Source organism: Pseudoalteromonas sp. XMcav11-Q (assembly GCF_040104525.1).
Lineage (GTDB): Bacteria > Pseudomonadota > Gammaproteobacteria > Enterobacterales > Alteromonadaceae > Pseudoalteromonas.
This window is the reverse complement of the sequence record NZ_JBECOX010000013.1, coordinates 36,546-48,570: the sequence shown is the minus strand read 5'-3', so window position 1 is coordinate 48,570 and position 12,025 is coordinate 36,546. Positions and strand designations below refer to the sequence as shown.

11 protein-coding genes and 3 tRNA genes are annotated in these 12,025 nt (G+C 43.9%); 8 read left to right on the top strand and 6 right to left on the bottom strand.

The features are described 5' to 3' along the window. Positions 1–66 precede the first annotated feature (66 nt). On the top strand, positions 67–1,080 hold the full coding sequence (locus ABMY45_RS18650) for a hypothetical protein (RefSeq protein WP_349289327.1): 1,014 nt from the start codon (positions 67–69) through the stop codon (positions 1,078–1,080). Further along, a complete protein-coding gene (locus tag ABMY45_RS18645; protein ID WP_010374533.1) occupies positions 1,077–1,289 on the top strand; it encodes a SlyX family protein in 213 nt (70 codons plus the stop codon). The genes ABMY45_RS18650 and ABMY45_RS18645 overlap by 4 nt, the downstream gene beginning before the upstream one ends. A 28-nt stretch (positions 1,290–1,317) precedes the next feature. On the opposite strand, the gene ABMY45_RS18640 is transcribed toward ABMY45_RS18645, so the two are convergent. Then, positions 1,318–1,518 (bottom strand): YheV family putative zinc ribbon protein, encoded by a 201-nt coding sequence (locus ABMY45_RS18640; protein ID WP_010374531.1) that lies wholly within the window; start codon positions 1,516–1,518, stop codon positions 1,318–1,320. A 130-nt stretch (positions 1,519–1,648) separates the two neighbouring features. On the opposite strand from ABMY45_RS18640, the gene ABMY45_RS18635 reads away from it, so the two are divergent. From ABMY45_RS18635 to ABMY45_RS18610, 6 genes are all read left to right on the top strand, one after another. Continuing rightward, the gene (locus tag ABMY45_RS18635) at positions 1,649–3,577 is read left to right on the top strand and encodes an ATP-binding cassette domain-containing protein (RefSeq protein ID WP_174170917.1); all 1,929 of its coding nucleotides are present in this window, start codon (positions 1,649–1,651) and stop codon (positions 3,575–3,577) included. After that, positions 3,571–4,020, top strand: a complete 450-nt coding sequence (locus ABMY45_RS18630) for a TIGR02444 family protein (protein WP_206471656.1) — start codon at positions 3,571–3,573, stop codon at positions 4,018–4,020. The genes ABMY45_RS18635 and ABMY45_RS18630 overlap by 7 nt, the downstream gene beginning before the upstream one ends. A gap of 173 nt (positions 4,021–4,193) precedes the next feature. Next, positions 4,194–4,340 (top strand): hypothetical protein, encoded by a 147-nt coding sequence (locus tag ABMY45_RS18625; RefSeq protein ID WP_206471655.1) that lies wholly within the window; start codon positions 4,194–4,196, stop codon positions 4,338–4,340. A 247-nt stretch (positions 4,341–4,587) separates the two neighbouring features. Beyond that, on the top strand, positions 4,588–5,595 hold the full coding sequence (locus tag ABMY45_RS18620; RefSeq protein WP_130163322.1) for a hydrolase: 1,008 nt from the start codon (positions 4,588–4,590) through the stop codon (positions 5,593–5,595). 1 nt (position 5,596) lies between these two features. Then, positions 5,597–5,842, top strand: a complete 246-nt coding sequence (locus ABMY45_RS18615; RefSeq protein ID WP_010607914.1) for a YheU family protein — start codon at positions 5,597–5,599, stop codon at positions 5,840–5,842. Positions 5,843–5,947: 105 nt separating this feature from the next. Further along, the gene (locus tag ABMY45_RS18610) at positions 5,948–7,132 is read left to right on the top strand and encodes a dipeptidase (RefSeq protein ID WP_174170921.1); all 1,185 of its coding nucleotides are present in this window, start codon (positions 5,948–5,950) and stop codon (positions 7,130–7,132) included. A gap of 68 nt (positions 7,133–7,200) precedes the next feature. Here ABMY45_RS18610 and ABMY45_RS18605 read toward each other — a convergent pair whose 3' ends face one another. The 5 genes from ABMY45_RS18605 to cysQ form a co-directional block, all read right to left on the bottom strand. Continuing rightward, a complete protein-coding gene (locus tag ABMY45_RS18605) occupies positions 7,201–8,790 on the bottom strand; it encodes a methyl-accepting chemotaxis protein (RefSeq protein WP_102055883.1) in 1,590 nt (529 codons plus the stop codon). A gap of 1,629 nt (positions 8,791–10,419) precedes the next feature. Next, positions 10,420–10,496: transfer RNA gene (locus tag ABMY45_RS18600), tRNA-Met, on the bottom strand. 165 nt (positions 10,497–10,661) lie between these two features. Continuing rightward, positions 10,662–10,738: transfer RNA gene (locus tag ABMY45_RS18595), tRNA-Met, on the bottom strand. A 165-nt stretch (positions 10,739–10,903) separates the two neighbouring features. Continuing rightward, positions 10,904–10,980: transfer RNA gene (locus ABMY45_RS18590), tRNA-Met, on the bottom strand. 241 nt (positions 10,981–11,221) lie between these two features. After that, positions 11,222–12,025 (bottom strand): 3'(2'),5'-bisphosphate nucleotidase CysQ, encoded by an 804-nt coding sequence (gene cysQ / locus ABMY45_RS18585; protein WP_138580560.1) that lies wholly within the window; start codon positions 12,023–12,025, stop codon positions 11,222–11,224.

Sequence of the window (12,025 nt, the reverse complement as noted above, 5' to 3'; positions counted from 1 at the left end):
TCTTGTTTTTAGTGCCTTTAGTCTACCTGTGATAGACTTCGGAGTTAAGGAGGATTTACCTAACTTATGGTCAAACTCGTCAACATTAAGTGGACAAGCCTCCTCTTTGCATGCGCGATGCTAAGTTGCTTCACCTTAACCGGCTGTGGCCCTGACACTTCAAAAGCCGTTATGACCGTGGAACATGCCAGCAGAGGCGCATTTTCTGCAGCAATCTCTACGGACGGTCACTACAGCCTTGTTTCTTCCATAGAGCATGGGGCCGTACTTTGGGATAATCAAGAGCAAGGCCTCAAATTTCAATGGCGTCACTCCGATGTCCCCGATGATCTCATTCACTCACTGGCTTTAGCTAATGACAACTCCACGGCCGTCACTGCCACTGATAAGACTTTCGCCATCTGGAGCATCGAAAGCGGTCAAAACCTAGGATATTTTGAGATCGAGTCTGGCACTATTCGAGATATCGCAATTAGCAATGCGGGCCGATATTTACTCTATGCCCGCAGTGATAACGTTGTCGTTCACCTCGACTTAGAGAGTGGAAGGCGGATAGAGTTCCTTGGACATCAAGAAAATATCAATTCTATTGCCATGTCTCCCAATGGTCACTTTGCCTTAACCGGAGGCAACGACTATACCGCCTACTTTTGGGATACTAGAACGGGGCAAGTGATCCACCGCTTTAACCACCCAAGTCGTGTGACCAAAGTTGCATTAGATGACCAAGGAAGATTTGCTTTTACCGCAGATAGCATGAAAAAAGCGAGCATTTGGCAATTAACTTCTGGTGATCTCAAAGCGCAATTACAGTATATTGCTCGCCAGAAAATTTTCGTTGCAGTGCGCTTTAATCAAGACGCAACGCTCTTGGCTACCGGCTCACCTAACCGCGAGCTTATTTTATGGCAAGTGAGTGATGGCGAACGATTGCAAACTTGGCGTGTACAACCTCGAGAAGGCAGCCGCCCTAAGTCTGCGGTTGTATTTGACGTTGCTTTTCAAGACCAAGACACTGCATTGCTAACCGAAAGTTCCAGCGGACTACTGGAAAAATTTGCGCAGGTGAAAAAGCCATGAATGAAATCGAAAACAGAATTACTGAGCTTGAGGCTAAGCTTGCCTTTCAAGAAGATACAATCGAAACCTTAAATGAAGAGCTAAAGGCACATCAGCAGCGCTTGGCTAAAATGCAACGACAAATTGAGCTATTGGCAGAGAAAATGAAGGAAGGCCGCGATCCGGGTTTAATGCCTCAACATCAAGAGCCACCACCACCGCACTACTAACAAATAAATTGAAAACCGGGGTGAACACTCACTCCGGTTTGAACACCCCAATGACTTGCTCAAACTGGCGTGTGGAAGCCTGTACCGCGTCTTTCGGCTGTGACATTACGTGGCCACACTCAACACATTCAACTTTTTCAACATCATGCTCTTTGTAGAGCATCATTACGTCGATTTTTTGGCATTCTGGACAACTTGCCCCTGCAATAAAACGCTTCTTAACTTTCAACTCTACACCTCTAATGAACACCGAGTTTAAGGTTTGTCATTTTATCCTAATTTTATTTGTCATGATACGCTTGGAGTAAGGGATTGGATCCATGCTATGATGCGCGCAATTTAGACAGACTTTTAGAATTATGATCCAACTTTCTGATATCGAGCTACTTCGTGGCAGTAAAACACTGCTAAAACAAGCTAATGCAACGCTTTATCCGCAACATAAGGCGGGCCTTGTCGGTGCCAATGGCTGTGGTAAATCATCTCTCTTTGCGCTGCTAAAAGGTGAGCTGCAACTCGATTCTGGTGATTTTTCTATTCCAAAAGATTGGTCTATTGCATCGGTAAAACAAGAAACTCCTGCACTCTCCATTAGCGCCCTCGAGTATGTACTTCAGGGACACCCTGAATACTATGTTTTGAGAACGCAACTACAACAAGCGGAGCGGGACGGTGATGGTGAACTACAAGCACAAGCACACCAACAGCTAGAGAATATCAAAGGGTATAGTATTGAAGCCAAAGCGGGTGAACTACTCCATGGCCTTGGCTTTAGCAATGAACAGATTGAGTTTGCCGTTAGCGACTTTTCTGGTGGTTGGCGCATGCGCTTGAACCTTGCGCAAGCGCTGATCCGCGATGCCGATTTATTGCTTCTGGATGAGCCAACCAACCACTTGGACTTGGACGCTGTTTATTGGCTAGAACGCTTTTTGCGCGCCTATCAGGGTACATTAGTGCTTATTTCTCACGACCGCGAATTTTTAGATGCAGTTGTTGGCGAGATTTGGCATATCGACCAACAGCAGATCAACGTCTATAAAGGTCACTATTCTCAGTTTGAACGTCAAAAAGCAGAGCGCATGGCACAGCACCAAGCGCTTTACGAGAAGCAACAAGAAACGATTGCACATTTAGAGAAGTTTATTACCCGCTTTAAAGCGAAAGCGAGTAAAGCAAAACAAGCGCAAAGTCGAGTGAAGGCCCTTGAACGCATGGAAATGCTCGCGCCCGCTCATGCAGATTCACCATTTAATTTTGAATTTGCAGATCCAACGAGCTTGCCTAATCCATTGATGACACTAGAGCAAGCCAAAGCGGGCTATGGTGACGTTACCATTTTGCATGACATCAAGCTTAATCTGGTCCCAGGTAGCCGTATTGCGTTACTTGGCCGTAACGGTGCTGGTAAATCGACCCTAATCAAGTTACTTGCCGGCGATTTAACCCCACAAGCTGGTGAAGTGTTTCAACACCAAGGATTAAATGTAGGCTATTTTGCTCAGCATCAGCTTGAGTCTCTCGATCTTGAGGCCAGTGCGGTTACCCATATTCAACGTCTAGACCCTAAAGTCCCAGAGCAGCTTATTCGTGATTTCTTGGGCGGTTTTGCTTTTCATGGTGATAAGGCCCTCGAACCCGTTGCGCCGTTTTCTGGTGGCGAAAAAGCACGACTCGTACTTGCGATGCTGGTGTATCAAAAGCCGAACCTGCTGTTACTCGATGAGCCGACCAACCACCTAGATTTAGAAATGCGACACGCACTTGTGATGGCCTTGCAAGGTTTTGAGGGTGCAATGGTCACGGTTTCCCACGATCGCCACATGCTGAAAAATACCGCTGACGAGTACTATTTAGTTGATAATGGAACCGTTTCTCAGTTCGGCTATGACTTAGATGCCTATTACCAATGGCTTATGAATGCCAATAAAGAGCAAGCGAAACCAAGTGGCTCAGAGGCTGAACCAAAGCAAAACTCTAATGCCAATCGTAAAGAGCAAAAGCGTCTTGAAGCCGAATTCAGAAAAACCATTCAGCCGTTGAAAAAGTCGATTGAAAAGCTCGAGAAACAGCTCGACAAGCTCACTGAGCAAGCAGAGGAAATTGAGCAAGCTTTGGCTGACAACAGCCTATACACGGACGAGAACAAAGCAAAATTAAGTGACTTACTGGCAAAACAAGCCAAGATAACCCCAGAGCTTAATGACACAGAAGAAAACTTATTAATGGCATTGGAAGAGTTAGAAGAAAAGCAAAATCATTTCGATGAGACTGGAGAGATATGCTAAGTCGTGAAGACTTTTGGCAGTTTGCCTGTGAGTTCTACAGCCGCCCGCAAATGCAATCGCGGCTGCTGAATTTGCAAGATGCTGCAGGCAAAAATATCAACCTGTGCCTGTTACTTTGTTACCTAGACACTTTAGCACTGACGATTACCCCCGACACCCTAACCGCACTGGTAAAGACTGCTAAGCAATTTGACCAAGCGGTGCTACAACCCCAACGCGCGATCCGCCATACCCTAAAAACACATCATCAAGACTACCAAGACTATCAAAAGTTACGAGCTGCAATGCTTACTGCAGAGCTTGAACTTGAAAAGCGTCAACAAGCGCTATTGCTGGAGACATTAAAACGCTTTTCGTTTGCGCCATTGCAATCAAGTAGCAATGTGCTGCTCTATTTGAGCCAGAGTGAGTACGACGCTTTATTCAATACGGCTGACTTCTAAGCCATTAAATCAATATAAGCCCTGATATTTACCCAACTTAGATATAAAACCTGATCGAGATCAAGCCTTTGCCTAGGTTTAATTTCACTCAGGATTGAAACTTGATCTTGATCATATCAAGCCCCTCAGACCTCCACTACTATTTACTCATCGACAAATTAGGAGGCACAGCCATGAACGTATTCTTTAGAGACTTTTTTTCCGACCCTGTGTTGTTTCTGTCTTTTGGCTTTTTAGGGATTGTAATTTTGCTGTGCTGTTATTACGTCTATTTTTTTATTAGAAAAGTCATGGACGCTGAAGTACCTAACGAACAATAGAACAGATTTAAATGTATTACCTTGGGACGATTGAAGAATAAGTAGTAGAAGATCGGCTCGACGTAGTTCCCCAACTTGCAGAATTAAGCACGACGCACAAAGCACCTTATCAGTTTACTGGTCGGGTGCTTTTTATTTGCTTAACCCTCAACTGATAATACGTTAAACTGGCTAAAACGTGTTTTGCAACTGGATAGCTTCCTTTCTTTGCTTTGCGAGCAACCGTCAAAAAGACGCAGTTTCTATTATGAATCAAGCCATGAAAACAATAACAGCCGATAATTACGAATTTAAGCCCGCTTGGTGGATGCGCAACCGCCACGCCCAAACCATACTTCCGCGATTCTTTAGGCCTAGATTACAGGTGCCCGTCGACTATGAAACACTAGACACACCAGACGATGACTTTTTAGAACTTGCATGGGCAAAACACGGCGATAAATCGGCACCTTTGGTTGTGGTATTACATGGGCTAGAAGGCAATATCAACAGCTTTTATGCAAAAGGCCTATTAAAAGCGTTGGTACACCATGGTTTTGATGCCGTACTGATGCACTTTCGCAACTGCTCACGTGAAGTGAATCGCCAAGCTAGGGCTTATCATAGCGGCGAAACCTCAGATCTTGGCTTTTTTATAGACACGCTAAAAGCCCGTTTTCCTAAACGGCCATTATTTGCGGTTGGCTTCTCGCTCGGCGGTAATGTACTTGCCAAATACTTGGGAGAAACCAAATCGCAAAGCGGTCTTGAAGCTGGTGTTGTCGTCTCAGCGCCTTATCACCTTTCTTCCTCTTGTCAGGTGATCAGAAAGAGCTGTTTTAAGCTCTATCAAAAATACTTGCTAGACAGGATGAAGAAATCTTTTTCACGTAAGCTAGACACCATCCAGTCGCAAATTAGGATAGACAAGCCTGCCCTTTATGCCATTGATGACCTTTGGCAATTTGACGATAAGATAACGGCACCGCTGCATGGTTTTAACGGCGCGGAAGACTATTACGCACAAGCAAGTTCGCAGCCCTACTTAACCCAGATCACGACACCAACACTCCTGATCCACGCCGAAGATGACCCCATGCTATCATCACAAGCCGTGCCTACAGCCGCTCAGGTTAACTCACCGGTGACGCTCGCAGTGAGTCCCCACGGTGGTCACGTAGGGTTTATTTCGGGAAGTAACCCCCTTAAACCTAAGTTTTGGCTAGAAAGCGTTATTCCACAATATTTACAGCAAATTTATAGTAAGGCTAAGTAGTATGCTCATTCCCTATCAACAACTTCCGCAAGAGACGCTAGACAATCTTATTGAGCACTATGTGCTGCGAGAAGGAACAGACTATGGCGATACCGAGGTCAGCACCGAGAGCAAAGTCGCGCAAGTGAAAGCACAGCTAAAATCCGGAGAAGCGCTGATCGTTTTCTCAGAATTACATGAATCTGTGAATATTGTTAGCAAACAACAATTTCAAGCAATGCAAGCACAGGAAGATTACGAGTATTAAAAAACCTTCAGCTTTCTTTGTATTTAGCGCTAATCGTAAACAGTTGTCGAAGTGACAGGAGTTGTTACAATCAAATTTCTATAACTATAAAGGAAAGGCAATTTTATGAAGCTCGGCACTGCTCTTTGCGCCCTAGCGCTGGCTGTTTCTAGCGCTTATGCAACTGAATACAAAGCCTCTGAGCGCGCAGTTAAACTCGCTCACGATAACATCCTAATTGATACACACATCGACGTTCCATATCGCATCCAAAGTAAATGGGATGATGTTAGCCAAGCAACCGAAGGCGGTGATTTTGATTACCCTCGCGCGGTAAAAGGCGGTCTTAATGCGCCATTTATGTCTATTTATATTCCTGCTAATTTAGAATTTGAAGGTAAAGGTAAAAGCTATCAACTCGCCAATCAACTGATTGACGGTATGGAAGCCTTAGCACATCGCGCCCCAGATAAATTTGCAATGGCTTACAATACCGACGACATTTATGCGCAATTTGACAGTGGTATTATGTCTATCGCGATGGGCATGGAAAATGGCTCGCCCATTGAAGGTGAGATGAAAAACCTTAAGCATTTTTATGACCGTGGCGTACGCTATATCACCTTAGCACACTCACAAAGCAACCATATTTCTGACTCTTCTTATGATGTACGCCGCAAATGGAAAGGCTTAAGCCCATTTGGTAAAGAGCTTGTGGTTGAAATGAACAAAATTGGTATGCTCATTGATGTATCACATATTTCCGATGACGCCTTTTATCAGGTTATGGACATTTCAAAAGTACCGGTCGTTGCTTCACATTCATCCCTGCGCAAATACACCCCAGGATTCGAGCGCAATATGGATGACAAAATGCTCAAAGCCTTGGCAAAAAATGGCGGCGTGATCCAAATTAACTTTGGCTCGAGCTTTGTGACGGCAAAAGCTGGAGCTTGGTATGACAAGCGTGACGAAGCACAAAAAGAAGCCAAAGACAAAGATCGCACCGATTTTAGAGCGGCGTTTAGAGCAAAAAATCCGTTTCCATTTGCCACACTTGATCAAGTGCTAGATCACATTGACCACGTCGTTAAGTTGATAGGGATAGATCACGTAGGGATTGGTTCAGATTACGATGGTGTGGGTGACTCACTACCGGTTGGCCTGAAAGACGTGTCAACGTATCCAAATCTTGTGCAAGGTCTCTTGGATAGAGGTTACAGCGACGCTGATATCAAAAAGATTTTAGGTGGCAATACCCTGCGCGTGTGGAAACAAGCTGAGGCTTACGCAAAGAAGTTCGCTAAATAACCTCAGGTTAAATAACTGTTCAAACCACTGATTTATAAGGTGTGCCGCACGGCATACCTTACAAGACCTTAGACTTTAAACTGAGATAATTCATTCACCAATTTACTGGTGACTCGCAGCACATCATCCGAAATTTGGTGCGTTTCTCCAGACAACCGCTCGCCGTCCAATGTTTTGTCATTTAAATCAGTTAAATTACTGCTAACCTCAGTAGACACTGCATTTTGCTGCTGAGTCGCATGAGCGGTTTGCTCTGAAAGCTCAGTCACTTTCACCGCACTTTGTGCAATTAACTCCAATAGCTCCGTTGCCTTCGTAAAACTTTCTACTGCAACATCAACATACTGCTTACCATCTTCAATGGTCTTTTGTGAGTCCTCTACGCTATGGGAGAATGCTTCCAACATCTTCTGAATATCATTAGTGCTGTCTTGTGTTCGAGTGGCCAGTGACCTAACCTCGTCAGCTACCACTGCAAATCCACGACCTTGTTCGCCTGCTCTTGCCGCTTCTATTGCCGCGTTGAGCGCTAATAAATTGGTTTGCTCAGCGATCCCGCGAATAACATCAAGCACTTGCGTAATGTTTTCAGAGTTTTTTTGTAAAGCTAACGAACTGGAGAGTGCCGCTTCCATATTATCAGCAAGATGAGTGATTTTTTGTTTTGAATCAGCCAACACCGTTTTACCTTGTGCTGCGTAGCGATGTGAAGCTTCAGCTTCTTTCAATGAGTTTTCTGCCACCGACGAGACTTCTTGACTTGAGTGACTAAGCTGATTCACCGCGCTAACAATGGTATGTGATGACTTACCAAGCGAGTCGATTAAGTCATGGCACTGTGTGGCATAATGACTGAGTTTTGACGACAAACTCGACAGCTCGCCACCATCTTTCACAAGTGCTGTAACCATCGCCTGTAAACTCTCGAGAAAATGATTAAAGTTTAGCGATAGCTTTGCAAACTCATCATTTCCTTTGATTTCAATGCGACCAGTTAAGTCTCCGTCTCCAGAGGCGATTTCAGAGATCCTATCTGACACAAAGTTTATCTGCTTTGCTAGCTGACGAGGGATTCGATAAGCAATCCAACAAGCAATACCAAGTAGGAGCAAGGCACCAACACCAAGACCCCACTTTATCTGAGTAACCTCAGCAACGACTAACGCGCGACTTGCAGCAGATTTTCCATCGGCTAATTCACCGGCTTTATCAAGCACATCACGAACTGCACCAAATAACTTAGCCGACTCAGTTTGAAGCGCTTTATCTGTCGGGGTTTTAATACTCGCCACCGTCACGCGATACCAACTTTGAAAGTCCGCGTCAAAAGTTGCAAAACTACCCAGCTCACTCTGGTGGAGTGACATAAACTGAAGATACTTTTGATAGCGCTGTTTCACCTGCTCGGCGTTTTCTTCAAAATCCGCCCGCTTATCTTCACCAGCTAATAATTTGAGGTAGGCTTCTTGAGCTTGATAAAAGTCTCTATCCGCATTGAGTACCACTGACACGGCTTTTAAATAGTTTTCAGTTTGGATCTCAAGTGCCGATTGCACTTTATTGAGCAACACCGAAAAACCAAAAAACACAAATAGCAACACGATCGTCAACATAGCCGTAGGCAACGAACTTTTGACTCGAATACTATGTAAATCCATCTTCATACACCTCAAACAAGAGATAGTAAAAGCCTAGACCATATAAAGATTTATAGACAAATAATCTTCACCCATTCAAAAGAAAACAAAATAATTACATTTCATTATTTGTTTTACAACAACACTTCTTTGTATTATTTTTAAACAGATCACGCTATCGGTTTCGTGATAACAAACTTAATAAATCTATAAAAAGGATATTGAAAATGAAAATAAAGCTCCAAAAAAAGCAGCTAAAAAAACTCACTCAAGATAAAAAACTACCTCAGGAAGCAACTCCTCAAGTAGCCGGAGGTGATTATACGAGAGTTTACGGATGTCAGGACACGATGAAATGTGCATCTCGCCAAGACATCTCAGCTTGTTGCAATCACTCCGATCTTGCTAGCTGTCAAATCGGATTCACCTGCCTTTGCTAAATCTATTCACTTTTTAACAGCGGGTTTCCATAACCCGCGTATAGGTTGTTGCTCACAGTGTAAGTATTAAGATTAATTCCAATTTAAGAAATGCATCAAACAACAGCAACACTCAGGCTTTGAATAATAAAAAGTGGATGATTTATTTCTCTGTATATAGCGAAGAAAACTGACTGTCCATTGAGAGGGTTTTAGGTAACTGAACTAAAAAGGCTGATTGCGGGAGCCATTAATTTATGAAGAGTGAACCGATGACTTTTGTACTAGTTCTTTAGAGTGTGCAGTCCAATTAAGAGTTGGTTGCGGGAACCATTAATTTATGAAGAGTGAACCGACGACTTTTGTACTAGTTCTTTAGAGTTTGCAGCCCAATTAAGAATTGGTTGCGAGAGCCATTAATTTATGAAGAGTGAACCGACGACTTTTGTACTAGTTCTTTAGATTTTACAGTCCAATTAAAAATTGGTTGCGGGAGCCATTAATTTATGAAGAGTGAACCGACGAATTTCGGAGGAGTTCTTTAGATTTTACAGTCCAATTAAAAATTGGTTGCGGGAGCCATTAATTTATGAAGAGTGAACCGACGACTTTTGTACTAGTTCTTTAGAGTTTGCAGTCCAATTAAAAATTGGTTGCGGGAGCCATTAATTTATGAAGAGTGAACCGACGAATTTCGGAGGAGTTCTTTAGATTTTACAGTCCAATTAAAAATTGGTTACGGGAGCCATTAATTTATGAAGAGTGAACCGACGACTTTTGTACTAGTTCTTTAGAGTTTGCAGTCCAATTAAAAATTGGTTGCGGGAGCCATTAATTTATGAAGAGTGAACCGACGACTTTTGTACTAGTTCTTTAGATTTTACAGCCCAATTAAGAATTGGTTGCGAGAGCCATTAATTTATGAAGAGTGAACCGACGACTTTTGGAGTAGTTCTTTAGAGTGTGCAGTCCAATTAAGAGTTGGTTGCGGGAGCCATTAATTTATGAAGAGTGAACCGACGAGTTTTGGAGTAGTTCTTTAGAGTGTGCAGTCCAATTAAGAGTTGGTTGCGGGAGCCATTAATTTATGAAGAGTGAACCGACGACTTTTGTACTAGTTCTTTAGAGTTTGCAGTCCAATTAAGAGTTGGTTGCGGGAGCCATTAATTTATGAAGAGTGAACCGACGACTTTTGTACTAGTTCTTTAGAGTGTGCAGTCCAATTAAAAATTGGTTGCGGGAGCCGGATTTGAACCGACGACCTTCGGGTTATGAGCCCGACGAGCTACCAGGCTGCTCCATCCCGCGCCTGTATGTTTTTGTGAATCTATTCTTCGTCGGGGACCGACGACCTTCGATTCTTTCCAGGTTTAGCGAGTCCGACGAATGATTTATCATTCTGCTCCATCCCACGCCTGTATTTGTACTTAATTTTAAGTCTTGTACTTGAGACTCTATACATCCAACTGATGTTGGTTGCGGGAGCCGGATTTGAACCGACGACCTTCGGGTTATGAGCCCGACGAGCTACCAGGCTGCTCCATCCCGCGCCTGTATATATTTTTGAACCTACTCTTCGTCGGGGACCGACGACCTTCGATTCTTTCCAGGTTTAGCGAGTCCGACGAATGATTTATCATTCTGCTCCATCCCACGCCTGTATTTGTACTTAATTTTTAGTCTTGTACTTGAGACTCTATACATCCAACAGATGTTGGTTGCGGGAGCCGGATTTGAACCGACGACCTTCGGGTTATGAGCCCGACGAGCTACCAGGCTGCTCCATCCCGCGCCTGTATATTTTTGTGAATCTATGCTTCGTCGGGGACCGACGACCTTCGATTCTTTCCAGGTTTAGCGAGTCCGATGAATGATTTATCATTCTGCTCCATCCCGCGCCTGTAAACTCTTAAAAAGGACTTCCCTTTCAAGAGGCCGCTATAATAATGGATTAAAATTTTATTGCAAGGGATTTAACGCTTAAAACAATTCAAGTGCGCAAAAATCCCACAACCTTCAACTTAAACCGTTATTTATTCTATCGTTCGATGATGTGGACTGATCAACTTTTGCCATTGCCAATCGGGATGCCCCATAACAATAAAGTCTGGGTTTTCGGTAGTTTCTCGTCGATTGTAGGTCAGCGGGTTAAACTCAGCATCGGTAATACAACCTCCGGCTTCTTCGACGATGATTTGTGACGCGCCAGTATCCCACTCTCCCGTTGGCCCTACTCGTAAAAAACAATCCGCCTTACCTTCTGCGATAATGCAGGCTTTTAATGAACATGACCCAAGTGCCACAGTGTCGAACTGACTATTTAAGTACTGACTAACCGCTTCAAGCTTTTGTCTGCGACTTACTGCCAATGTCAGCGTTTCTCGTGGCGAGACGAAAATACGTTTACTTTCGCCTGAGTCACTGCGTTTAAACGCACCTTCATCTTTGCTCGCGTAATATGTCAGCCCTTGAGATGGCCAGTAAATGACGCCTAACACAGGATGATTATTTTCGATTAACGCAATATTGACGGCAAAGTCACCGCTTTCAAGAATAAATTCCCCAGTGCCATCCATAGGATCGAGTAACCAGTAGCGCTGCCAATCTTGTCGCTCACTCAATGGTGGAATTGGTGTTTCTTCAGACATTACCGGAATGTCAGGTGCTATTTCAGCAAGACCCGCCATTAAGATCTCATTAGATGCCAAATCAGCTGCAGTGACAGGAGTGTGGTCAGACTTTTCTTTTTTACCAATATCATCGGCTTGATAAATTGCCATAATGGCTTCACCGGCACGTTTTGCCAGTGCGATGCAAGGCTCTAAATAGGACTGCAA

Coding starts and splice junctions, on each gene's coding strand:
- ABMY45_RS18630 (WP_206471656.1), top strand. CDS start 3,571: ATGCTAAGTCGTGAAGACTTTTGGCAGTTTGCCTGTGAGTTCTACAGC.
- ABMY45_RS18645 (WP_010374533.1), top strand. CDS start 1,077: ATGAATGAAATCGAAAACAGAATTACTGAGCTTGAGGCTAAGCTTGCC.
- ABMY45_RS18620 (WP_130163322.1), top strand. CDS start 4,588: ATGAATCAAGCCATGAAAACAATAACAGCCGATAATTACGAATTTAAG.
- ABMY45_RS18605 (WP_102055883.1), bottom strand. CDS start 8,790: ATGGATTTACATAGTATTCGAGTCAAAAGTTCGTTGCCTACGGCTATG.
- ABMY45_RS18615 (WP_010607914.1), top strand. CDS start 5,597: ATGCTCATTCCCTATCAACAACTTCCGCAAGAGACGCTAGACAATCTT.
- ABMY45_RS18625 (WP_206471655.1), top strand. CDS start 4,194: ATGAACGTATTCTTTAGAGACTTTTTTTCCGACCCTGTGTTGTTTCTG.
- ABMY45_RS18650 (WP_349289327.1), top strand. CDS start 67: ATGGTCAAACTCGTCAACATTAAGTGGACAAGCCTCCTCTTTGCATGC.
- ABMY45_RS18610 (WP_174170921.1), top strand. CDS start 5,948: ATGAAGCTCGGCACTGCTCTTTGCGCCCTAGCGCTGGCTGTTTCTAGC.
- ABMY45_RS18635 (WP_174170917.1), top strand. CDS start 1,649: ATGATCCAACTTTCTGATATCGAGCTACTTCGTGGCAGTAAAACACTG.